Below are 23725 nucleotides of genomic sequence, written 5' to 3'. Positions count from 1 at the left end.
GGCTCGGCGGCGGCGCGCTGTCCGGCTTCGTCGAGACTCGGTAGCGGCGGCGTCGACTACGTCAATCGAATGCCACGCTGGGCAAGCCACGGCTGTGGATCCACGGCCGCGCCGTTCTGTCGCACCTCGAAATGCAGGTGCGGACCGGTCGACCTGCCCTCGTTGCCCATCCGAGCTATTTGCTGCCCGGCACCGACCTGCTGCCCGGGCTGCACGGAGTAGCTGTCGACATGCCCATAGATCGTCTCGGTGCCATCCGCGTGCCGAATCTTCACCCATTGACCGAACCCACTCGCCGGCCCGGCCGCTACGACCACTCCGTCGGCCGCGGCGAGGATCGGGGTGCCGATCGCGTTGGCGATATCGACACCGCCGTGGTGTTTGCCCCATCTGGGACCGAATTTGGAGGTGAAGGTGCCGGTGGCGGGGAGCGCGAAGCGCCCGCTTCCCATCCCACCTGCTGTTGGGCTGCTGGTGCTGGTGCTGGTGTGGGTGGTGGGTGCGGTGCTTCCGGTGAGGTTGTGGAGGTAGTGGTTGGTGAGTTGGTTGATGTGGTTGGTGGTGTGGGTGGAGTCGGCGTGGCCGGTGCCGACGAGGTGGTGGGCGTAGCGGAGGGCGCGGGTGAGGATGTTGTGGGCTTTGCGTTGGCCGGTGGGGGTGTAGGTGTCGGGGCCGAGGGCGGCGAGGGCGATGTTGGTTTCGCGGATGAGGGCCAGGATTTGGGTGCGGTGGACGGTGTTGGCGCCGGCGAGGTTGGTGATGTAGTTGGCGAGCCGGTTGTCGAGGTTGGTGAATGCGGTGGCGGCGTGTTGCTGGAAGAGGGTGGTTCTGGTGTGGGCGGCGGTGGTGGTGCTGGTGCCGTCGGTGGTGGCGGTGACGGGGTTGAGGGGGGTGGTGGGGGTGGGGGTTTTCTCGCGTGCGCCGTAGAGGGCGGCGAGGACTTTCAGGATTTTCAGGGCGTGGTCGGCTGGGGGGGTCAGGCCGATGGTGACGGGTGTGTCGGTGGTGTCGGTGACGGTGGTGGTGGACAGGCCGGTCTCGGTGGTGGTCGGGTTGGTGTGGGTTGGTGTGGTGGCGGGGCTGGTGTTGGTGGGGGTGGTGAGTCCGGACAGGGCTTGGGACAGGGTGGGCAGCATGTGTGCCAGGACGTTCTCGACACCGGCGCCATTGTCGGTGTCGGCGGTGGTGGTGTCGGGATCGGGTTGCGGGGTCGTTCGCTGGTGGTGGGACCCGAGATTGTCGGGGATCGGGGTCCCGATCACCGGCATCTGGTCTTGGCCGGGTGAGGTGGTTGTCGCGGCGACGGGCACGATCGCACCGGGCGGGGTGGCACTCGCAGGTGGTAGCGAATTGGTTACCGGTGCTGCGGGCGGGGTCGTGGTGGCTGCTGGTGTCGTGATCGGCGGAGTCGCGGCCGGTCCTGCTGTTGGTGTGGGTGGCCCGGGTGGGGTGGGTGTGGTGGTGGTGCTGGGCTGACGCCGTGATGTCCATGGCGTCGCCACCATCTGCCCGGCACCACCGTCCTCCGCCAAGCCCACCGCCACCGAAAGCCCAGGCTCCCCGCCATTCGCACCGACGGTCTCGACACCAGCACTCGCCTCAGCACCCGCCACCGTCCGACACCTCCTCCACCCGGGAACCGGCCACCCACCATCCTGACCGCCTCGACATCAACCACCACCACTGAGAACACCAAGCCCGGAGCGCCCGGCCCATCGGGATACGAGGTACATGGCGGATGGTCGTGGCTTCGAAGTCGGGTGGTGGGCTCAGGTCTGCGAACCTGGAGGCGTTCTTCACCACCGGAACGAGATGATTCGTGCCTCGATGCGAACGACTTGTGAACCGCGGTCGGGTCGAGAAACGGCGACCGGGATCGGGCTTTCCTGAAAGTGCTCGGACGGATCGGTGCCGATCCGTCCGAGCATGCTGGGAGTATTATTCTTCTGATCGTCCCTTCATGCTGTGGGCGGTCACCCACTGAACGGAACACTAATCAGGTGTGTGTAACGTGGGGTCGGATCATGTAATCACATGAATAGTTTGTCGGAATGGAACATGGATTTCGAGTAGATTTCTTCCGGCGGCACAACGGCATGATGTTGCGTCGCCCAGTGGTCGGCGAACGCGTATCTGGTTTCGAGGCCAGGAAATTCAATATGATCACGGACGAGTTCGGTGGACCGTGCGACGGCTATCCGATGTCGGCGGGCCGCCATGCGATTCATGATTGCTGTGGAGATGCATAAGAGGCTTGACGGTGGGATTCATTCGAAAATATCGTCCAGCCCCTCGGCGGCGGGCAGTGCTCCTGGTATGCGGGTGGCGGCGGCGAGTGCGTCGGCCACGGGCAGATCGGACAGACCGAGCTTCGGCAGGTCGCGGGGGAGCAGTAGGTTGCCGTGTTTCGCCGAGTAGACGGGGATGAATAGCGAGGAGTCGATAAGGTGCGGATGCAGGCTGGTTGTCTTCGGGCCGATGGCGAAATCGGCGAACGTGCGGTCACCGACGATGGCGTGGGCGAGTTCGCGAATCCGGGCCTGCGGGTAGACCCTGGCGGACGAGCATGGCGCGGAAGCTTCTCGGGCCGAGAACATGCTGTTCGGGATGATCGGAGGCGAGTTGCCGCGCCCGCTCGCGACCAATCCCCAACGCTACGGTTGCGGCGGCCAGCGCACCACCGCTGACACCCGCGATCACCGGTTGCAGTGCGGGAACGGGATGTGCGCTGCTCCGGGCCAGTCGAGCGGAAGTCGCATTCACCGAGCCGACAGCTATTCCCACCATCATGGCCAGACTGCGGCCTGCCACACCGGCGAGGATTCGAATCACGGGCCGCTGCTGTGCCAACGACTGTCCTTTCGCTGTCATGAATGTGCTCACCGGCGCCCGGCGTGTCGCACGAACGCGCTCGCGACCGACTTCACGTTCCGTCGACGGGATCCGCAAATCTAGGTGGCACTGCGCCATTCGCCAGCAGCGGGCGCAGTGCGTGACGCGTTGCCCCGTCGTCCGGAGCCGACAACGTGTCCGTCGGGGACCCGCCGGGCATGGGGATCACTGACAGCGGAGCGCTTCGGGGCGCGGATCGCTCCGCCGCAAAGTGGGCGGATGGCGCACCGTATCTGACGACACGGTCTACCGAGAAGAGTTTCCGGGCCTTGTCCGCACGTGTCTCGGCGAAGGCCCCCGAACTCGTCGCCGAGGGCTTGTAGCGCCGGTCCCGGGTGGGGCGCGGCCGCGCGCAGGTCCTACCGGTGGCCTGATCGCCGGTATAGGGCGTGAAGTGGCCGACAACATGGCGACGGCGTTTGCCTGGCTCCGGGCCCGGTCGGCTGGATCGCGGTAGCCGAGCCCCACTCGTCCCGCTATCGGGATCAGCGCCTGGTACACCGGGGTACGCCCGCGACGGTAGGGTATGGGTCTACCCGGGCGGGTTCCCCGCGGTCGACAGAAGATCCGCTGACGATCCCGTCCCCGTGCAGAAATCGGATTCCTCATGACGGCACAGGCCGCCGAACCCGCTTCCATCCGTTCTATCGAGGCACCGCAGCACCCCCACACCGATTATTCGGTCCTGTTGCGGCAGGTGCGTGCGGCCGGTCTGCTGAACCGCCGCCCTCGGTACTACCTGTGGCACAGTGCCATTGTTCTGCTGGCTCTGATCGGTGGTTGGGCTGCCGTGGTGGTGATCGGCGACTCGTGGTGGCAGCTGGCGACCGCCGCGTTCCTGGCTGTTGTCTTCGGGCAGCTGGGTTTTCTCGGCCACGATGCCGGCCACCGGCAGATCACCGGCCTCCGCCGTACCGACCACCTGCTCGGTCTGCTGTTCGGCAATTTCGCCATCGGGATCGGTACTGGGTGGTGGACCGACAAACACAACCGTCACCATGCGCATCCCAATACCGAGGACGCGGATCCCGACGCCATGGGTGTCCTGGCGTTGTCGAGTGAGCGTGCCCGTTCCGGTCGCGGCCTGCGCCGGGTGATCTTCCGGTACCAGGGTATCTTGTTCTTCCCGATGCTGCTGTTGGAGGGCTGGAACCTGCATGTCGCGAGTGTCCGGGCGATCGCCCGCGGCACCATCCGGCGGCGAGGGTTCGAAGCGGTGATGATGTTCGCGCATGCGGCGGTGTATTTCGGCACAGTCTTTCTGGTGCTGCCGCCGGTGAAGGCGATCGTGTTCGTCTTCGTGCACCAAGGTCTGTTCGGGCTGTATCTGGGAATGGCCTTCGCCCCCAACCACAAAGGCATGCCCGTGCTCTCTGCCGCCGACAAGACCGACTATCTGCGCCGCCAGGTTCTCACCGCCCGCAATATCCGCGGCGGTCTGGTCACCGATATCGCCTTCGGCGGGCTCAATTACCAGATCGAACACCATTTGTTCCCCTCCATGCCCCGGCCGAACTTGCGCCGCGCCCAGCCGATGGTCGCCGCGTACTGCGCGGGGATCGAGGTGCCCTATCTCGAGACGGGTGTGCTGGCCTCCTACGCCCAGTCGGTCGGCCACCTGCACGCGGTCGGGCAGAGTGTCCGTCGTACGGAGCCCGGCCGATAGCGCACGTGTGGTCGGCAGCCGCTGCCGCGCTTGAACGCGCCCGTCACGCTGAGCGCCGCGGACGCGAGTACCTTTTCACAGGCCCGCAGCGATGACTTCGTGGCGCATCCTCCGTTGGGGCATCAGTTGTGCGCATCCGCTGGTGAAGCGGTGAGTGTATCGGCCAAGGACCTCACCCACGGGCTGTGATTCGGTGGGGCCCCGGAATGTGGTTCCAGGGAACATTCTTGATGAATCCGATGCGGATCTCGCACAAACCGAGGTCGTCGATGGCGGCCCCATGGTGCCCGCAAAGGGTTCAACGATGTCACCGTGCCGGAGCGTGATCGACTGAGGACGGAACCCGCCTCCACGCGTGTGTCCCCGAGTACCTGCGTGACCACATGGGTCTCGTCCGGGGCCGCATCCGAGAGGCTGGATCAGCAGCGGGACACCCCGCGCCGGCTCCAGGTCCTTGTCGACGCGTAGGGTCGGCGGATTCGGCAACGACCGGTCGGGTTCGCGCCGGGCGATGTTTGTGCATTGCGCACAAACTTCTCCGTCAAGTGTGGCTCGCACATACGTTCCGCTTTCATCGACCGATGGTTAGCGTGGGAAACCGGTGCTGACCAAAGTTGATGACAGGGTTGGAACGGAGCTGTGGATGAGCAATTCCGAGGCGTCCCGGCGGCGTCTTTCGGAGACGTTGTCGGCGCCGACCCCGGATCGGGTTTCCGGGGTGGTGGTGGAGATCGGGGCAGGGCTGCGTGCGCGGGCGGCGGAAGTGGCCGACGGAATGGCCCGGCGGCTGATCCGCGAGGTCGCCTATTCCCCAAACGACCCGTTGCTGGAGCAACTGCGGATTGCCAGTGTGCACGCCAATGTCGCGACACTGATCGATATTCTGGTCGATGGAATGCCGGTCGGCCGGATGCAACCGCCGAGGGCGGCGGTCGAGTATGCCCGTCGGGCGGCGCAACGGGAGATTCCGCCCAATTTGCTGGTGCGCTCCTACCGGATGGGGGAGAACGCCATGATGCGCTTCTGCCACGACGAGGTGGGGCGACGGGATCTTCCGGTGGCGCTCGGCCTGGCGGTGATCGACCGTATCACGGAGATTGTGTATTCGTACGCCGACTGGGTCACCCTCTACGTCTTCGAAACCTATGAAGCCGAACGCGAGCGGTGGCTGGACATCCTGGGCAATGTGCACCAATCGATCGTGCACGGGCTGTTGTCGGCCACGACACCGGATCCGGCGAAATTCGAAGCGGCGACCGACTATCGGCTCGACCGCGTTCATCTCGGGGTGATCCTGTGGTGCACCGGTAACAAGGAAGTGGATATCCTGAACGTGGCGGAATCACGGGTGGCGTCCCTGGGGCGACAGCTGGAATTCGACGGACCGCCACTGGTCACTGCCATCGACAGCCGCACTTTGTGGGTGTGGTTTCCGTTCGCCGGACTGCCTGCTGCCGACCCCGGTGCGTTGCGGTCGGCTGCCGACCTTCCCGCGGGTGTGCGATTGGCAACCGGCTCGCCGGGCCACGGACTGGATGGATTTCGCCGCTCCCATCGGCAGGCGGCGGCCGCGCATTTGGTCGCCACCTTGCCGGGGACGCCGTCGGACAGGTCGGCGATCGGATTCGGGGACCCTGGAGTCGCCGTGGTATCGCTGCTGGCCGAGGATATGGAAGCGACCCGCACCTGGGTGCGCGAGGTTCTGGGCGAGCTGGCCGACGACACCGAGTCGGCGGCTGCCCTGCGTGAGACGCTGAGCACATACTACGAGACGGGGCAGAGCCACGTGCGCACCGCACAGCGCATGGCCCTGCACCGCAATACCGTCAAACACCGGGTCGCCAAGGCGCTGCGGAGCATTCGGATGCACGGTGGCACACACGAAAGGCTGGATATCGCGGTCGCCCTGCAGGTCTGCCGCGTCTTGGGTGGGAACGTGCTCCGGACTCCCGACTGAGGAAATTCGATCACTGCCCACCGTACTGGCGCCGGCCGTGCCCGGACGAGTGCGCCGGATCTCGTGACAAGAATTCTGGAAGAGCAGCCATAGGCAGGCGGGTGAATGCTCGATCCGGCCATGGCCGCAAGGCGTCCATGCTCTCGACGATCTTGTGCAGGAAGAGCCGGGTGTCGGTCTCGTTGTTGGCATTCGGGATGTCCGAGGGCCCAGACTACGAAGATGCTCCACTGCCTGCATGGTGTAGGGTTTCCCAGGTTTGTAGTGTCCGCTGTCGTCGGTCAGTCCGCGTAAGGTGCCATTCTCTACAAGAATCGTTCCCGCAGCCGCAACGGGTTTCCCTGCCAGGAAGCTGGAATTCGCCGAATTTAGTGAATTTAGATGAATAGATGAGCCCGGATTCGTCCATGACAAATATGGCGTGGCCATCAGCATGGGGGCCGCCATCGGTGGTGTCATACGGCCGACCGTCCGAATCGTATAGCCTGCCATCGTTCACCGACGATCGGAATCGCCGCCTTTCTCGTTTACTGTAGTATTTCACGGGGTGGGGACTCCAGGGGCCCATTCCTTTGGTGTCCTCTCCGCGGTACTGCTCCTGCATCGGTGTGGTGGCGAAGGGTGGGGAGTGTGTCTTCCGCGTGTTCGAGGTTTCAGTGGTTGGCTTGGCCGTGGTCTCCTGATCTCGACATGTTGCCAAACCTTCACGGTCCTGCGTGACGAATGCATTTGTGGCTTGACGTACTTTACCGGAGCTGGACGATATTTCTCCGGCGATGGCACGTGTGCCGGCGGTGTTTGCGGTTCATATTCTGGCGAGCGCTACTGAAAGCAGTTTCGTCAAGCTGTTCATTGTCGTTGCCGGCGCGATGGCTCACCCGGGCGAATTGGCATCGCTGAGCAGGATGGTCAGTCGAGCCAGTGCCGCTTCCGGGTCGATGTGCCGGAGCGAGTCACTGTCGATCGCGACACGCAACCCGCCACTGCAAATATCACCGTAGAATGTGTAGTCCCCCAGGCTGAGACGCGTGCCGAGTTCGTGCCTCACATCGATGTAGCCTTGTTCCGGCGGACAGCCGTTCGTCGAGGACAGCCTCCATAGTCGGCCCTCTGCGGTCAGGATCGTGGCCGACCGTACCCAGGGCCCGACCGACCTGCATTCCAGGACATGCCCGGGCGGTGACCGCAACTCGATATGCCGCATCGATTCGTGCGTGAATTTCGTTTGGCAGGGCGCTCGGTGCCGACCGACTCGCGTGGCCAGGTCTGCCAGCAGCGCCTCCAGTTGCCGGGCCGCTCGGTCAACCGCTTCCTCCTGGATACTTCGGCGGTGCCGCTCTTCGCGAGTACGGGGCTCGTCGGGCGCCGACGCTCGCGGCGTGTCGAATGAACCGGCGCTGGCGGTACTGGTCGATGACACCGACACTTCAGGGCTCGAGACTGCGTCGTGTTTCACCGCCGTCTCCTGCAAGTCCGCAGGTCCGGGGTGGTCCAGGTATGCGCCGACTACGTAGCCCAGAACTGCGAGGATCGGGGTCGACCACCAGTCCAAGAGGCTGAACATCTCACCACCGTGGCGATCGAGCCTGGACCAGGGCAGCCGAATGAAGAACACCAAGACCCCCAGGGCGAAACCGAGGATGAACCCCAGGGTCGCGCCGGCTGAGGACTTTCGGCCGAAGGCGTAGTCGACAAGGATGGTCGCCGCGACCGCTGCCGCCAAACTGAGGACAGTCACCAGGATCAGATCGTCCGGGACATGGGTTTGGTACGGCTCGTGATCACTGGCCGTCGGGGTCTCGCCGACATCGATCAGTATCCAAAGGATCGAACACGTCACCGCGGCAGTCACGGCTGCCGCGATGATCCGCTGGCGAATCGACATCGAGCGCCTTTCATATCAGTCGGGATTCGCCAGAGGACGGAACGGGCCCAGACGTCGGCTAATGCTCTCAGTATCAGAGTAACTCGCAAGGACTACAATGATTTCCCACCGATGGGAACATTCGTCCATGCCCTTCTCGACTTGCATCAGCTCCGCGATCAATCCCACCGGTTGGTGCCGACCCGAGGTCACCACCACGATCGCGCGCCGCACCCACACCGGCTGCTTGCTACGCCCCTGATCTGGGCGAGTTCGCGGCCCTCTGTCGAGGTGAGGGGCCGATTATCGTCGACCAGGAAATTGTTCCGACTGCACATCCAAAAGCTCGATGATGGTACTTTCGGCACAAATCTTGGTGTGTCCTACCGGTAGCGGTCGCGGTGGTGTGATCCGGTCGGTAACCTGACGGCGATCGCGGGATGGCTGCGGAAAGTAGTCGATGAATTGTCCCGCTGAATCGAAATATGGCGGCTGAATACTCCGATAGATCGGACCGACGGTGTCGTCGGTCGCGCTCGAGTAATCGTGTGGCCCGGTAGGGACTGATTCGTGGCACAGCGGCCCGAACGAAATATCGAGAGGTTCGAAACGATGACTGGTTCGGGGCATGCGATTGTCATCGGGGGAAGTGTCGCCGGAATGTGCGCCGCACAGGCGCTGCGTGGGCGGTTCGACCGGGTGACGATACTCGAACAGGACCGGCTTCCCCAGGGCGCTGAGGGTCGCCGTGGCACGCCACAAGCCTGGCACAACCATTTTCTGCTCGACGTCGGCCGGGAGGCAGCCGAAACGCTGTTTCCCGGCTTCACCGATCTTCTGCTCGCTCGGGGCGGTGCGCGTCTGGATCCAGGATATGACGCCGCGGCCTGCTTTGCGACCGGGTGGATGCCGCGGGCCCGTACGTCGACGTCGACGCTCTTCGCGTCCCGGCCGATGCTCGAAGCGACCATGCGGCAACTGCTGCTGCGTGAACCGGGAGTGACCTTCCGGGAAGGTGTGCGGGTCGTCGGGCTACTGTCCGACGGAGCGGGGGCGCAGACGAGCGTCACCGGTGTGTCCTACCTCGAATCCGGTTCTCCGGCCGGCGGTGAACTCCGGGCCGATCTCGTCGTCGATGCGGCAGGACGCGGTAGCCAGGGCGGCAACTGGATGCGGCAACTGGGCTACGAGGTCGATGAACTGACACTCGATGCGAAGGTCAGCTACTCCTCACGCTGGTATCAGCTACCGGACGAACCGATCTCCTGGTGGAAATGGATGATGGTGCTGCCGGATTCCGATCCGCGAGCGGCGCAATCGCACCAGTATCTGTGCATCGTCTTCCCGATCGAGGGCAACCGGATCATTGCGATGATGGCGTCGTGGGGGCTGCCGATGCCTTCGGATGCCGAGTCGTTCGAACGGTTGGCTCGGCAGACCAGGTCGAAGGAGTTCGGCCGGGTTCTCGACGCGGCGCAGCCGCTGTCCGGCGTGCACCAGACCCGGTCGACGCGCAATATATGGCGCCGATTCGATCGGTTGCCTTCGCCGCCAAGGGGTTTCGTCGCGGTAGGTGACGCGGTCGGCGCGTTCAATCCGATCTACGGCCAGGGGATGTCGTCCGCGGCCGTATCGGGTCTGATCCTGCACCGGCTCGCTGAGCGTATCGACCCGGTCGCCGCGGAGTTCCCGGCAGAGTTCTTCGCGGAGCAGGCTCGCTTCCTGAAACGTCCATGGACGCTGGCGATTACGCGTGACCGAGGCTACGCGCACGCTCGTGGCACCGCGGCGATCATCGACGGACCGCACAAGACACTGCTGCGTCGGATCAACTGGCCGGCCTTCCAGTTCTTCGCGGAGGCGGTGTGGCAGGACAGTGCGGTCGACCTCCACTTCAACCGGCTCATCAATGTGCGGGAGTCCTTGCCGGGATTCCTCACCAATCCGCGGGTGCTCGGCGGGCTGGGTCTCTACGGCGCGAAGAAGCTGCTGCGGCTCACGCGCGTACCGCCAACGGTCCCTGCCGAACTGCCACCGCCGGAGACTGACTTCTCGGCGATGCGCGGCCTGGTCGTGAGCAGCCGAACAGGAGTTCTCCGATGACTACGCACACGGTCTCCGTGCCACCCGAAGGGCGCGTCGGCGATCTGCTCGACCAGGCCCGGATGACCGTCGGCCCGGCTCTGCGCGCCGCGGTCGGTGAACTGCCCGAGGCTGTTCGGGAGGTTGCCACCTACCATTTCGGTTGGTCGGATCTCGACGGTGACGGTGCATCCGGTGCGGAACGTAGCTGGGGTAAGGGTGTGCGTGCGGCACTTGTGCTGGCGTGTGCCCGAGCGGTCGGCGGTACAGCCGCTGCGGCAGTGCCCGCGGCGACGGCGGTCGAGCTGGTGCACAATGCCTCATTGATCCAGGACGATCTGATCGATGACGATGCTCTGCGCCGGCACCGGCCCGCGGTGTGGGCGGCCTACGACGCCCCCACGGCAATGCTTGTCGGTGACGCGCTGTTGGCGGCGTCGGTGCGGGCCCTGTTGGAGGGATCGCACCGGCACGTCGCCGATGCGACGGCCGGGTTTCTCGATGCCATTCAGCGGCTTATCGCAGGAGAGATGGCCGATACCGCGTTCGAGTCGAGTCGCGACGTGTCGTTGGACCAGTGCACGGCGATGATCGCGGACAAGACCGGAGCCCTGATCGAAGCCGCGTGCGCACTCGGTGCTCGATACGGTGACGGGTCGCCCGAACAGATCAGCGCCATGGGGTGTTTCGGCCGGCATCTGGGGATCGCCTTCCAGGTAGTCGACGATTGTCTCGGGATCTGGGGTGTCTCCGACATCACCGGGAAGCCCGTTCTTGCGGATCTGCGGCGGCGGAAGAAGAGCCTGCCCGTCGTGTACGCGTTGACCGCGGGCACACCGGAGTCGACCGAGCTGGCCGAGCTCTACCGCTTGGATCATCCGCTGGCCGATGAACTCGTCGAGCGTGCCGCCGAGCTGGTCGAGCTGACCGGTGCGCGGCACTGGGCGACCGATTACGGCCGACGACAGGTCGAGCTCTCTCTCGGCCATCTCGCCGCGGCACATCCGACCACCGACGGACGCGCGCAGCTCATCGCTTTGGCCGACCTTGTGCGCGATCGCGAAGCATGACCACCCGAGAGGAAGCCATGAGCAGTTCTCCGGCTGCTGGTATAGACGTCGCTCGCGCCGCCGAACTGGTGCCGCGAGAGTTGACGGTGTACTGCCCGATTGCCCTTCCGGACAATCCATTCGACGTCGACGATATCGAACGGCAGGCCGTCGAATGGTGTCGGGAACAGGGTCTGTGGCGGCCGGCCGGGGCTTCGATGAGAATGGACGCAGCCGTCGGCATGACGTCCGCGCTGCCCACCGCATCCGAGGACTTGGTGGTAGCCGCCACCAGATACTTCTACTGGGGTGCGCTCCTGGACGACTACTGGGACACCCTCGCCGATGATCTGCCGCGGATCGCCGCGCATGCCGGTGAACTCGACCGCGCCCTGTTCGCGGCCCCCACCGCGCCGCTACCACGCGGTGACCTGTGGGCGGCCGCGCTACGCGATCTGCGGGCACAGTTCGTGGCAGTTCTCGGCACACCGTGCTTCGCAGCCCTCCAGCATGAGAACGCCGTCTGGCTGAACGGCCAGCTGTGGTATTCCGCCGTACGCCGGCGCGAGACCCGGCCCGGGGTCGGCGAGTACCTTCGCATGCGGTGGGTCAATTCCGGTGTCGGTACGCTGATTCCGTTCACCGCGGCCGCCGCGGGGTGCCGCGGCCTCGACGCGTGGCAGCTCGGTGACCCGGCGGTGCGGGCATTCGCGGAGGCCGTCATGTTCTCGTGCGCGCTACTCAACGACCTGTTCAGCATCGCCAAAGAACTTGCCACCGGCACCGCCGCGACGAACTTGTACTCCGTCCTGGCGCACGCCGAGGGCCTCGATACGGCCGAGTGCCTGGTCACAGGGTGGCAACTCTACGAACGGCTGGTCGCCCTGGTAGTGCGCCTGCGAGAACAACTTCTGACCGACCCTCGCCCAGATGTCGTACTGCTGGCCGGTGACCTCCCGAACTGGATACCCGCCGCGGTCGGCTGGGCAAGTACAACCGCCCGCTACCACCAGGTCGATCGTGGAGATCGTGCCACGGGCTTCACCCCTCCCGAATTGGTGGTTTCGGATGCCCCGTCCCTGTGGGATCCCGAAAACCTCACGCCACCTCCCTATCCGGAGATCGCATGGTGGTGGGCGACGATTGAGCGCTGAGTGGGTCCGGAACCCCACCGCCGCCGGCGATTTCGGCGAGTCGGCGCGCGCCCACGTCGGTACCGGACCCATGCTGTGCCCGGTGTGATCTCACGCCCGGAGGTGCTCCGACAACAGGCGGCTGACCAGGGCCGGGTGCTCCTCGTGTACCCAATGTGAGGAGTCGGGGACGTATTCGATGCGGAATGGTCCGGAAAAGCGGACGGGTAGATCGCGCGTCAACTCGTTCCCGAGGGCGATGTCGTTCTCGGCCCAGACGACCATCGTGGGCACGGTGACCGGATCGGTGCGGTGCAGAGTGCGGAAGTACCGGAAGGCCGCCCGGTAGTAGTTGATCATGGCGGACGCGGCGCCGGGAGCGAGGATGTTGCGCCGGTACTCGGTGAGGTCGGCTTCGGTGAACGTTCCCGGACACACTGCCATGTCGCGAAACATCGCTGAGACCAGGGGGATACCTTCTCGCCGGCGCATGGTCAGTTCGGGCAACCACGGCAATTGGAAGAAGAACATGTACCAGCTGCGCATCAGCTGGCGCGGGTTGCTCCGCAGCGCCTTCGCGAACAGCACCGGATCGGGGTAGTTGAGTAGTCCGAGCCGGTCGACCATCTCCGGATAGCGCACCGCGAATGCCCAGGCCACGATCCCGCCCCAATCGTGGCCGACGACATGCGCTGTCTGCTCCCCGAGCGCGTGGATCAGCGCCGCGACATCCGCAGTGAGCGCCGTGATGCGATAGTCCGCGACAGCAGCGGGCCGGTCGGTCCCACCGTAGCCACGCATGTCCACGGCCACCACCCGAAAGTGTTGTGCCAAGGCCGGAATCTGATGCCGCCAGGAATACCAGGATTGCGGAAACCCATGGAGCAGCACGACCAGTGGACCGGAGCCGGCCTCCACCAGATGGAAACGTATGCCGTTCGCCAGCACAGAGCGGTGTTGCCACACCACGGCCGGTGTGTCCTGCGGCGGGTAGCGGTCGTTGTCGGCGGGCATGCTCGGGCTCCTGATGGTCGGCGGTCCCGCCCGGTCGTCGGTGTGACTCGAACCGCCGGTTCGGCTACACCGGGCGAGGTTCTCCTGCGCTTGTCAGCGAACCGCTGTGGTTCGAGGCTACGGCGGTGATTCGAACCGGTCCCAGAACGGCCTTCCCACGAGTGGGACCACCCGTGGGGTCCCTGACGCGGTGGACGGCTGTCCGTAGCTGTTCGACATCGCGCGGTGAACCGGATCGGCCTCGGCCGTGGCGCGGCCGCGTCAGAACCTGCGCTCGGAGGGGCGGAATACCTCGCCCAGCCTGTCGTAGGCGGCACGCACATCATTCGGCACCTCCTGCGCCACGATGTGGCCTTCGGCCGGATAGTCGTCCAAGCGTTTGATCTCGCCCAGGATCGCCGAGGTGATGTCATCCGGTGGCGTCATCTGCGAACGATCGTCGCGCAGCCCGTAGTGCAGGTAGTTGTCCACGGAGACATCGGCAGAGACTATGGCCGCATGCTCCACGTCGGGGCCCTGCTTCATGATCGTGCCCCATACCCGGCGAGCGTGCTGGGGTGTGCACACGCCGACGATCGATCGGACATCCTGCCCCTGCTCGCGCAGCAACGCCAGGGAGTTGGCGACGTTCTCACCGGTATTGCGAGCCGCATGGTCCTCGAGGACCCGACGCGAACCCAGCCCCACTTGCTCGGCCTCTCTCCTGAACCGGACAGCCTCGGGAATTCGCGCGCCCTTACCCGGGTCCGCGTAACCGGAGAACACGACCGGAGTGTCCTCTAGACCGCGGGTACGGATGAAGTTGGCCAGGACCGCCGAACCTCCGCTGTCCGGGCTGCCGAACATCACCACGCCGCCGTACGGCCGTCGGGTATCGAAGGCCCACTTGGGGTCACGCCGCAGGAAGTCCCAGACGGTTCCCAGATCGGATATCGCCCGGTCGGAATCCACACCCCGGGCTTTCAGGTTCCGTAGCCAGTCGGCGTATACGGCCTGGCTACGCCCCCCGATCAGCTGATCGTCGCGGATCAAGGCCTGCCCAGCGGAATCAATCGGAATCGCGGTGCTGCGGTCGGTATGGACCAACACACCGGCGGCTTCCCGAGGCATCCTCGCCACGCCGTGCCAGCTTCTGCCGATGCCGGATCCGCCCGCGGTGAGCGCTCGCGAGGCCCGCTCGGCGATCTGGCGTCCCGCGGCGGCCGCGGCATCGCCGGCACCTGGCCTCAACGACACGGTCATCCGTCCTTCCGCGAGTCGACCTACGGCCCACGATAGGTGAGACGGCAAGCAGTGGAGAGGGTTCGAGCTGGTACGGATCGCGGAAAGGAATACACCGGGTTCCGCTGTCCGAGCTGCTCGGCAGCAGGTCCGGCGCGCTCGCGCCCGCCGCCGTTCGGGGGCCCATGACCGGCGTTCCCAGAACTGGGGATGTTCGACAATGGGGTGGTCCGGAAAGGAAGTCAGTGGTGTAGCCGGGATCGGTCGCGTGAGTTTCGTGCCGACCCTGACTATGCGGTCGAAAGTGTCCTCCACGGGACGGATCAGGAACTGTCGATGGCTCGAGCTACCGCGCTGCCGTTGCCGCCCGGCGGCCGGTCACTACGGGGCGGGTGAGCAGATGGGCAATTGGTTTGTCGACGCTCTCGACGGTGTCGGCGGGGATATCGCCGTCGGCGTCGCGGGCGCGGCCGGGTTCGCCATCGGCGGGCCTGCCGGTGCCGCGCTGCTGGGTGGTGCCGTCGGTCTCGGGGTGTCCGCCGCACGCGGGAACACCGGAACCGACCTGTGGGCCGACGCCGGGATTGCCGCGGGGTCGGGCTTGCTCGGCGGCAGCCTTGGCAGCCTGGGCATGAAGGTGTTCACGGGGGGCGGATGGAAGGCGATCGGGAACAGTCTTGTGCGGGAAGGAACCTCCACGGCGGGTAAGGGGATAGCTCAGATACCTGGGGTCATGGTCCGAGGTGCTATGCGTCCACTCGCCAAGGAATCTGGGCGTCGCGGGAGGCAGGTGCTTCTCCGGGGCGGGGCGGGATCCTTTCTCGGAGCGGGATTGTCGGGGCTCGACCTGGAACGCTTGTTGAACCTCGCGCCGCAGGAATCCGGCCCTGTTCCTGTCATCGACTACACGTCGAAGCTCATCGAAACCGGTCGGCTCACTGTGGACAGCAGCTACACCGCCCATGTCTACGGGCCGGATCGCTCCAGCGCGAACTGGCCGGACGGGCTGGAGTTGCTGTCCGAAGGTGGGGAGAAGAAGTACGAAGACTTCACCGAAAGTGTTTACACCAGTTGGGAAGTATTCGGTCGCGGTGCCAGGGACGACGTTCCTGCGAGCTCCTCGGTCCAGCAGGTTTCCGGGGCGACGAGCGCCGCGATCATCAGCTACGTGGCGAGCGCACAGGAACTCGAGTCGAAGTACGACGATCTCATCGCCGCGGATGAGGCGCTCGGGCTCACCAAGGAGCAGCAGTCGGTCCTGCTCGAGGAGGTGGCTCGAATCTCGGACGCCTCGCGTGCTCAGCTCGAAGGCGCCGTCGCCGGGTTACGGGACTTCGCCACCGCGAATCCGATGGATGTCCAACAGCTGTCGCTGCTGCTGTCGCAGGGGGTGATCGAGAGTGCGACAGGCCCGATGGAGGAGGACGAGTTCGTGACGCAGCTGATCGACAACCACCTTGTCGCCATCACGGGAATCATGGACGCCGCGACCGTGGAACTGCAGACGCTCGCGACTCAGGTCGAGGAACTCACCGCGGACGATCCGGGGACCGACGATACGGATTCCGGGGATGCCGGCGACGCCGGCAACACCGATGCCGACGAAAGGGGTGGCCCCCATGGCACCCCCTACCCCTACCCCTACCCCTACCCGAACCAGAACCAGAATCAGAACCAGAACCAGAATGGTGCCGGTACACAGGGGGGCACCTTCCAGCCGATCGATTTCGGTCTCGACGGCACACAGGACACGGTCGGCACGAGTGGTCTCACCGGCAATCCGCGCGCAACCCAAGAGGATATCGGCGACGAGCGCACTGTCTCGCCTGCTTCGCCCACGACGTCTACCAGGCCGCCGACACCGAGTTCGACACCGACACCAGCACCGACACCGGTAGCAGCACCGACACCGATCTCGTCAACGCCGTCGACCAACGCTGGAATGGGTGACATCTCCCCGCTGGTGTCGAGTCTGCTGAACCAGAACCGGAACAATCCCATGGCGGGCATCGAACAGGAACCGGCGTACGCCGATCGCCGTCCGGATGTTCCGGGAGCCGTGCAAACCGGCCCGGCGGCACCGCCACCGTCGGCGCAGCCGGCCGCGAGCCAGCAGCAGACTGCCGCCTCGGGAGCGAACACCTCGGCGACGAACACCTCGGCGACGAACACACCGGCGGGGACCACATCGTCGGCGCCGCGCACATCGGTCTCCAGCACCCAGCCGATGCTCCGGCCGAATACCGACAAACCGCCGGTCTACATCTTCCCGGACGGTCGTCCCCAGGAGGTGTCGCCGGTGGTCTACGCCGCACTGGATGCCGCCTTCGACAATGCCGCGGGTACGGATGCGCTTGCGGCCTACGAGAACACGGCGGTAGCGCTGACAGAGCGGAATCTCGGTGACCCACGGGATCCGTATCAGCTGGTTACCGGCGATATCGCGAAGTTCGATCAGCGGACCGCCCTCGTTGTCGCCTTCGGCACCGAGAGCAGCGAGACTCCGGAGGTGATCGTGGACGGCCAATTGCAGCCCTTCTCCGCTGAAATACGCGACAAGCAAGGTGATTTCGGCCCGTTCGCGGGCTTCTTCCATCCGCCCGGGATCGACATCGTCGGTACGGCACCCGAGACGGCGGCGACCGACTCCGCCGCACCGGCCGAGACAGCCGTTCCGGCGTAGGGAGATGTCATGAGCTGGGGTACGGCTATTGAACTGGTCGGCGCCGCGGGCGGCGCTGTGGTTCCTGGCTATTGGGGAGCGGTCATCGGGGCAGGAGCCGGGGTACTCGGCGCGGCTGTGGACGGCGGCGGCGCTGGTGACATTCTCTTGGGCGGAGTTGTCGGAGGCCTGAGTAGTTTCGGTGGCAGGGCAGTCGGCACTGCGGCATCGAAAAAGCTGCTCGCCGGCGTGGACAAGCATTCAGTTCTGCTGACGCGGGAGATTCGGCGCGATGCTCGCGACGACCTGCGGAGAGCTCTGCCCGGTGTGCACAAGGGCGCGATGAGGAAATCGTACGATAATTCGAGACACCTGAAGCCGGACGAGCTCGGTGAGAAGTGGAAGGCTCTCACGGATGCCGAGAAGACGAAGTTCGGCATGCTCGACCAGAACAAGGCTACGAGGCAGAAGGTCAGAGATGCCTTGGCTTATCGAGATGCGAAGCATGCCAGAAAGAACTATCAAGACCGGCTGCGGGAACGGCGACAGAGAAAAATAGACGGGAGTCTTGCAAAGTACAAGAAGCCTTTCACGCCAGGCGAAGCCGGCAGCTGGGGGACTCGGGGATTGCGCGCGCTCGGTGGCGCGGGCTTGATGGGGGCGCTCACTGCGGGCTGGGGGGCGATGACGGGGTCCCCCGGATCGAATGGCGACGGCGCTGATCCGGCGACCGATCGCATCGCGGCGCCGGGGACCTGGGTCGGTGGGCACGTGCAGTCCATGGGGGAGGGACCATTTCGGCAGGGGGCCGGTGAGGGGATCGGCTTCCTGTTCCAGCCCGACGGTATCGCAGCCGATTTGCAGGGCTGGTATGCCGCTCCAGGCGGTATGGACGGCAACGGTTCGCTGGCCGACGGACTCAGCGACAACTGGCAGTTGTTCGGCGACGAAGGCGCTTTCGATACCGACAACGCGGTGGTGCCGTCGCTGCCGACGGTACCGATGCAGCTCGACGCGCAAACTCCCGCCGCCTACCAAGAGGCTGCGAGCAGGCTCGTGCAGGCGGCGCAGCGGTTCGACGCCATTCAGCAGGAGGTGGCGGAGCAGATCGTCGAGACTGCCGAGAACACCGAGCTCGGGCGGGAACAGATCTCCGCCTTGATCCGCGGCATCAATCTGAAGGCACAGACATCCGACGGAACCGATGCGAGTTTCGTCGATTTGCTCGGGCAGGCGTTCACCGAGAGTCTGTCGACCGTGGAGGAGCGCGCAGGCACCAATTCCGAGATCGAGAAGGTGGTCTCGGAGATGGAAGACCAGATGAACAAGGCGCTGGAGGAGCAGCAGAAGTCGATGGAGGAGGCGCTGAAGCAGCTGCCGAAGCCCAATGACCCGAGCTATCCCTATAACCCCGGTCAGCTCCCAGGGGTCAATCCCGGTCAGCTCCCCGGAAACCCGCTGCCACAGGATCCGGGTCACCGCCTTCCTGAAGTGCCGACGCCAACCATCCCCGCGCCCTCGGACCCGGCCGATCCCGCTGGCACTCCCACACCGCCGCCCACTCCCGACATACCGGACCGGCCGGATCCGGTCATTCCGGGAGACCGAGGCACACCGAACGACCCGAGCACGCCTCCGGTCGCGCCACCCGTGGTACCACCGCCCGGTGATATCGGATCGAGCCCGATCGGGATGGGCGGGATGGGGTCGAACCTCCTGAATTCGCTGTGGCCATTGTTGGCGGCCCAGCAGGGCGGGATGTTCGGCCAGCGCCCCATGGGGATGGGTGACGACCCGCGCCGCTTGGACCGGGAGCGACTTGCGCCGGTCCGCCCGGCCGAGGTGGAGCCGGCTCGGGTGCCGCCGCCTCCCGCACCCGCTCAGCCGGCGGGCGCGAGCGCAGGACAGTCCGGCGCTGTCGCCACACCGTCGGTCCCGCCGTCGGGCGCGACCGCCCCGCCCGATTCCGGTACACCACCGACCCGAGGCGCCGCCCGTGCGGATGGCAAGGTGCCGTACACCTTCACGGGTGGCCAGACGGTCTGGGTATCGCCGAAGGTGTACGACGCGTTGGTGGCGGCCGTCGCCGACACCACGGGTACCGACGCCAGGGCCGCCTACGGCATGGCGCCGGCGACATCGGCGAAAACGGGGGATCCGAAGGACAAGTATCCGGGCAGCCGGGTCGATCCGCACCAGCTGATGACCGGCGACATCGCGATGTGGGAGGACGGCCGCACGGCGCTGCTGGTGGTGTTCGAGCCCGCCGAGGAGGGTGGGTCCGCCCAGGACGGCGTGCTGAAGGTGATCGTCAGCGGTGCGCTGAAACAGTTCGCACCCGAGATGAGCGATGCCGAAGAGGATTTCGGTGCGTTCGCCGGCTTCTTCCATCCGCCGGGGATCGAGGGGAGCGGGTCCGGCTCGGAGGCGATCCCGGCGACCGACCCGACCTTGCAGCCGGTGCCCGCGATGCCGGTCCCGGCGGGTGGGTGATCGGCTCGACCGGTGGCCGGGCGGCTACCTGCCGAAGATCGAGTGGATCAGGGCTTGCCCGCCGCGATCGACGGTTCGGACGTGCTGGCGGTACACCGTCTCGGTGCCGTCGGGGCGGCGCTCGGTGATGTCGACGTCGTAGCCACCCGGATCTCGCGCGATGACACGCAGACAGTGGGTGGTGCCCACGGGGATCTCCTGATCGATGGCTTGCTGAATATCCTCGGCCGTAGACACATTCACCGTGTCCAGGGCCACGAAGTTGCGTGCCAGCTCGCCGTCGCGCTGGACGTAGTAGGCGTATTGGAACCCGAGGATCGCGCCCACCCCGCTGTCGGTGTCACCTGCTCCGTTGCCGACGACCGTGCTGTCGTCGTCTCCGGCCGGGCATGCTGCGTGCGCTGCGATGGTGGTAGTGGGCGGCAGGGTCCGATCGGTGTTCGGTTCGGGCAGCGCGGCGATCACCGCAGTACCCGCCAAGAGCATGATCAGCGCGCCCACGGTGCCCAGCACCAGCCGCACCGGTGAGCGGGGGCGGCGAGGTGCCGCGGCCGGGAGGCTGAGCGCGCGCCGAATCGCCACCGGATCGTAGGCGGGCACCGATTCTCCGGACTCGGGCTGGGAACTCGATGGCACGGGTTGCCACCCGAAATCGGGCCGTGGCCCTGAGGTATCGCGAGGCGGCGACTGCGTGGCGCCGACCGGTGGGCCGAAGCCCGATACCGGCGAGCTCCCCGCACCGGAATCAGAGGTCACCTCGGATCTATTGTCGTCCGTGGTCACCGTGACTGCCGTGACCAGTGGGCAAGATCGGTGCACTGTTTCATGTGCACACCTTCCTCTCCGATTCGAGGTGTCGCACGGTGCTCACAATGACACCGAAGAATGACCACCGCAACGAGACGCATTCCCATTGTTGGGAGCATATATAATTGCGCGCCGAACAGTATGTAGCCGACGATGTGAATTACCGCTGGGGCTGTACGGGTGGCCGCGATGCCGGACTTCTGTGAAGTTCCCAGTGCTGGGCAGGTTCTAGAATCTCACTATGGTGCAGCCGACGCCCTGGGGAGCAAATCCGGTTCAGCACTCCCCGGAACCGCCATCCGGCCGGCGAATGCGCGCCGTCGAACTGGTGCGGGTGGGCCACCCCGTCCTTCGCGTGCTGCGTGCCGCGCTGGCCGGGAATTGGGGCTACGTGCTCGCTGTGGCTGGGAGCATCGTCACATTCTTCCTGCTTTTCCAGCCCTGGATCACCGCGACCGGCCCCGGTGGAAGAGTGCGTGCGAACGCCTTCGGCCGGCTCGATGGATCCACCAACTACCTCACCGCATGGTCGCAGATCAAGTCGCCCACCGCGCACATCACCGGACTCTGGGCGCTGTTCGCCAGTGCCGCCCTCGTCGTGTCGATCGCGGCGGTGCTGATCCACCTTCGCATTCGGTCCGACCTGCTGGATCGGATGGCGACCGTCGCCACCGTCGCCGCCGCGGTGTTCGTGCTGGCGACGATGGTCTACCTCAACAGCAAGGGAACCGACCTCAAGGACATGACGACCCGCAGGTGGGACCTCGGCGGCCAGGTCGGCACGCTGATGGCGTGGGCGTTCGGCAACGGTCAGCTCGTCATGCCGGGTATGCGCGAGGTCGGGTACTCGAGCGCGAGTCTCACGCCCGCCGCGATATTCGCCAGCATCACCTCGATCGGCTCGGCCCTGGCGTGTGTCAGCCAGCGGATTCTCGGCCGTAGGTCGCGAAAGAATTGACCTGCGCCCAGTGCGGGAAAAGGCCAGAGCGATTCCTTGAAATATCAACTCACGCTGTCCGTGAGTTACCGACAGGTAGAAATTTCCGGCGGTGTGACCGGGCTCGCATTGTTTCCTGTTAATCGAGTCACAGGCGGGTATACTGGGCGTGGCCGGCTACCGGTGAGTAATTCTTTGTGGCGGCCCCGCAACCAGCGCGTTTTCGCGAAGTCGTGGCCCAGGTGGCCGGGCCAGGTCGTGTGTTTCCGCGTAAATGCGCAGCGGAGCTGCGGTGCGGCACCTTGCCGTCGGGTTCGAGAGAGCATAACGTAATGTGTTGTTAATGGCCGATGGTGCCCATTGCGTACAGTTCATTCGCATTCGAGCCGGTATCTGTGAATGGTGTCGAAGTACTCGACAACTTCGGAACCCCATATCGGCCCGGGTATTGCAAAGCCTGGAGAAATGTCCACTCACACGCCTTGGCAAGTACAGGAAGAACCGGCCCGTCGATACGAGGGTGACGACGAACTCGTTCGAGCGGTGACCGTGCGCCGCTTCGACCTCCAATCCGGCTGGGGATACCTCTGTGCCGCGGCGCTGAGTCTGGTCACCTTGCTCCTGCTGTTCCAGCCCTGGCTGTCCGCGGCGGGAGCGAACGGCACCATCACCATCGACGCCTTCGGGAACATCCTCGCCTGGCCGAAGGAGTACGGCCGCCCGGACAGCGACGTCAGCGGCATCTGGGCCGCTCTGGCCGCCGCCGCGGCGGTGGTGACCATCGGTGCGGTCCTGTTGCGCCTGTGGATTCCGGTTCGATCGTTGTCGCGCGTGGTGCTCGCGTCAGCCGCGGCCACGGCCCTTCTCGTGGTGGCCGGCCGGTACCATCTCGACCGCAGGGCAGCTGACCTGCGCGCACTGACCGAACGGTCCGATGTCCTCGACGGCAGTCTCGGCGACCTGCTCGACACCCTGCTGACCGGCGACCGGAATCGGGTGGCTGATCCGGGTACGACCGGCGCCGCCGGTTCCGGCTTCGAACTCGCGGCGACGCTGAGTTGCGGCACCGCGGCCGCCGCCGTGTTCGTCGCGCTCCTGGCCCTGCTCTGGTATCCGGGAAAAGCGGTCGCCACGGTCCAGCCGGTCGCCGCGCCGCGAGAAGTCGCCTATGGCGCGCCCGGTGGATCCGGAAATCGTAGGTCGGGAAATCGTAAGTCGGGCAACCGTATCGAGGCACCGATAATTGTCTCGGCGAGCATGGATCCGTCCGAATACTGGATGCCGCGGACGAAGACCATGGTGCCTGGAGTCACATCCGAGACCTTGGTCCCGGCGAGGACGAAGACGCTGGTGTCGGCGTTCGTGTGAACCGGGGTCGAATCACCACTGACGCCGCGGACTTGCAGCAGTGCGCCATCGGCCGACACCACCGCGCCGATGGTGCCACCACGACCGACCTGAACCGGTGTGTTGTCCTGGCCGCCGGATCCATCGGTGGCCAAGCAGCCCACCGCGACAAGGAGCAACGCGAGACCGATCCCGACGATCAAACCCCCGGTGCTCAATGCCTTCTTCAGCAGCATGCTCAGCGACGGCTTGTCTTCCGGACCCGGCGGCACGGGCTCCGGCGCCCCGGTAGCTGCTGACTCCTCTCGTCCCTCGCGCTGGCGCGACCACGGAGTCGGGCTGGGGTGACTCATGGAAATCGACGGTAGCGCTCGTCGTCCACACACCTGTCGCCATCGACGGGAGCACCGGCTCGCCACGTTTCCACGCGTCGGCAGGCGCTGCGAGGTCAGCCGAACAGGCCGCGATCGGCGTTCCCACAGTTGGGGATATTCGACAATGGGGTGCGTCGGACAAGGAGACCAGGCAGTGGCTGATGGCGGCTGTGGTCGATTCAGCCGTCCACCGGACGGATCAGGAACCGCTGATGGCACAAGGCCGT

General features: G+C 65.5%; 15 protein-coding genes. 9 read left to right on the top strand and 6 right to left on the bottom strand.

The genetic code is table 11. From position 1 onward, the window contains the following. Positions 1 to 56 precede the first annotated feature (56 nt). Complete coding sequence (locus BOX37_RS33515) at positions 57 to 1310, bottom strand: peptidoglycan DD-metalloendopeptidase family protein (protein WP_167659996.1); 1254 nt, start codon at positions 1308 to 1310, stop codon at positions 57 to 59. Positions 1311 to 2267: 957 nt separating this feature from the next. Beyond that, a complete protein-coding gene (locus BOX37_RS27175) occupies positions 2268 to 2645 on the bottom strand; it encodes a hypothetical protein (protein WP_071930120.1) in 378 nt (125 codons plus the stop codon). Positions 2646 to 3499: 854 nt separating this feature from the next. Between BOX37_RS27175 and BOX37_RS27170 the strand changes: the two genes are divergently transcribed. Continuing rightward, positions 3500 to 4558: a fatty acid desaturase family protein gene (locus BOX37_RS27170; protein WP_084760171.1), complete on the top strand. Its 1059-nt coding sequence runs from the start codon at positions 3500 to 3502 to the stop codon at positions 4556 to 4558. A gap of 601 nt (positions 4559 to 5159) precedes the next feature. Continuing rightward, positions 5160 to 6515 (top strand): PucR family transcriptional regulator, encoded by a 1356-nt coding sequence (locus tag BOX37_RS27165; RefSeq protein ID WP_240505066.1) that lies wholly within the window; start codon positions 5160 to 5162, stop codon positions 6513 to 6515. A gap of 874 nt (positions 6516 to 7389) precedes the next feature. On the opposite strand, the gene BOX37_RS27160 is transcribed toward BOX37_RS27165, so the two are convergent. Further along, positions 7390 to 8400 (bottom strand): hypothetical protein, encoded by a 1011-nt coding sequence (locus BOX37_RS27160; RefSeq protein ID WP_071930119.1) that lies wholly within the window; start codon positions 8398 to 8400, stop codon positions 7390 to 7392. A 639-nt stretch (positions 8401 to 9039) separates the two neighbouring features. On the opposite strand from BOX37_RS27160, the gene BOX37_RS27155 reads away from it, so the two are divergent. From BOX37_RS27155 to BOX37_RS27145, 3 genes are all read left to right on the top strand, one after another. Continuing rightward, positions 9040 to 10482, top strand: a complete 1443-nt coding sequence (locus BOX37_RS27155) for an NAD(P)/FAD-dependent oxidoreductase (protein WP_084760169.1) — start codon at positions 9040 to 9042, stop codon at positions 10480 to 10482. After that, the gene (locus tag BOX37_RS27150) at positions 10479 to 11531 is read left to right on the top strand and encodes a polyprenyl synthetase family protein (RefSeq protein WP_071930117.1); all 1053 of its coding nucleotides are present in this window, start codon (positions 10479 to 10481) and stop codon (positions 11529 to 11531) included. The genes BOX37_RS27155 and BOX37_RS27150 overlap by 4 nt, the downstream gene beginning before the upstream one ends. A gap of 197 nt (positions 11532 to 11728) precedes the next feature. Beyond that, positions 11729 to 12664 (top strand): terpene synthase family protein, encoded by a 936-nt coding sequence (locus BOX37_RS27145; RefSeq protein ID WP_156910567.1) that lies wholly within the window; start codon positions 11729 to 11731, stop codon positions 12662 to 12664. Between the two features lie 90 nt (positions 12665 to 12754). Here the strand turns inward: BOX37_RS27145 and BOX37_RS27140 are convergent, their stop codons facing one another. Continuing rightward, positions 12755 to 13657, bottom strand: a complete 903-nt coding sequence (locus tag BOX37_RS27140; protein WP_071930115.1) for an alpha/beta fold hydrolase — start codon at positions 13655 to 13657, stop codon at positions 12755 to 12757. A gap of 261 nt (positions 13658 to 13918) precedes the next feature. Continuing rightward, on the bottom strand, positions 13919 to 14899 hold the full coding sequence (locus BOX37_RS27135) for a YdcF family protein (RefSeq protein WP_071930114.1): 981 nt from the start codon (positions 14897 to 14899) through the stop codon (positions 13919 to 13921). 379 nt (positions 14900 to 15278) lie between these two features. Between BOX37_RS27135 and BOX37_RS27130 the strand changes: the two genes are divergently transcribed. Continuing rightward, complete coding sequence (locus BOX37_RS27130; protein WP_071930113.1) at positions 15279 to 17561, top strand: hypothetical protein; 2283 nt, start codon at positions 15279 to 15281, stop codon at positions 17559 to 17561. A 9-nt stretch (positions 17562 to 17570) separates the two neighbouring features. Further along, entirely contained in the window at positions 17571 to 20033 is a 2463-nt protein-coding gene (locus tag BOX37_RS27125; protein WP_156910566.1) for an HMG-box domain-containing protein, read from the top strand. A gap of 24 nt (positions 20034 to 20057) precedes the next feature. Here BOX37_RS27125 and BOX37_RS27120 read toward each other — a convergent pair whose 3' ends face one another. Continuing rightward, positions 20058 to 20633: a DUF8176 domain-containing protein gene (locus BOX37_RS27120; RefSeq protein WP_071930111.1), complete on the bottom strand. Its 576-nt coding sequence runs from the start codon at positions 20631 to 20633 to the stop codon at positions 20058 to 20060. Positions 20634 to 21081: 448 nt separating this feature from the next. Between BOX37_RS27120 and BOX37_RS27115 the strand changes: the two genes are divergently transcribed. Together BOX37_RS27115 and BOX37_RS27110 are read left to right on the top strand one after the other, a co-directional pair. Beyond that, a complete protein-coding gene (locus BOX37_RS27115) occupies positions 21082 to 21798 on the top strand; it encodes a hypothetical protein (protein WP_156910565.1) in 717 nt (238 codons plus the stop codon). Between the two features lie 444 nt (positions 21799 to 22242). Then, a complete protein-coding gene (locus BOX37_RS27110) occupies positions 22243 to 23145 on the top strand; it encodes a hypothetical protein (protein WP_156910564.1) in 903 nt (300 codons plus the stop codon). Positions 23146 to 23725 lie beyond the last annotated feature (580 nt).

It is taken from the genome of Nocardia mangyaensis, from assembly GCF_001886715.1.
Classification (GTDB): domain Bacteria; phylum Actinomycetota; class Actinomycetes; order Mycobacteriales; family Mycobacteriaceae; genus Nocardia; species Nocardia mangyaensis.
The sequence above is the reverse complement of the archived record's forward strand: the minus strand, read 5'-3'. Positions and strand labels throughout refer to the sequence as shown.

Coding starts and splice junctions, on each gene's coding strand:
- BOX37_RS27140 (WP_071930115.1), bottom strand. CDS start 13,657: ATGCCCGCCGACAACGACCGCTACCCGCCGCAGGACACACCGGCCGTG.
- BOX37_RS27130 (WP_071930113.1), top strand. CDS start 15,279: ATGGGCAATTGGTTTGTCGACGCTCTCGACGGTGTCGGCGGGGATATC.
- BOX37_RS27125 (WP_156910566.1), top strand. CDS start 17,571: ATGAGCTGGGGTACGGCTATTGAACTGGTCGGCGCCGCGGGCGGCGCT.
- BOX37_RS27160 (WP_071930119.1), bottom strand. CDS start 8,400: ATGTCGATTCGCCAGCGGATCATCGCGGCAGCCGTGACTGCCGCGGTG.
- BOX37_RS27110 (WP_156910564.1), top strand. CDS start 22,243: ATGTCCACTCACACGCCTTGGCAAGTACAGGAAGAACCGGCCCGTCGA.
- BOX37_RS27145 (WP_156910567.1), top strand. CDS start 11,729: ATGAGAATGGACGCAGCCGTCGGCATGACGTCCGCGCTGCCCACCGCA.
- BOX37_RS27150 (WP_071930117.1), top strand. CDS start 10,479: ATGACTACGCACACGGTCTCCGTGCCACCCGAAGGGCGCGTCGGCGAT.
- BOX37_RS27155 (WP_084760169.1), top strand. CDS start 9,040: ATGTGCGCCGCACAGGCGCTGCGTGGGCGGTTCGACCGGGTGACGATA.
- BOX37_RS27170 (WP_084760171.1), top strand. CDS start 3,500: ATGACGGCACAGGCCGCCGAACCCGCTTCCATCCGTTCTATCGAGGCA.
- BOX37_RS27115 (WP_156910565.1), top strand. CDS start 21,082: ATGGTGCAGCCGACGCCCTGGGGAGCAAATCCGGTTCAGCACTCCCCG.
- BOX37_RS27135 (WP_071930114.1), bottom strand. CDS start 14,899: ATGACCGTGTCGTTGAGGCCAGGTGCCGGCGATGCCGCGGCCGCCGCG.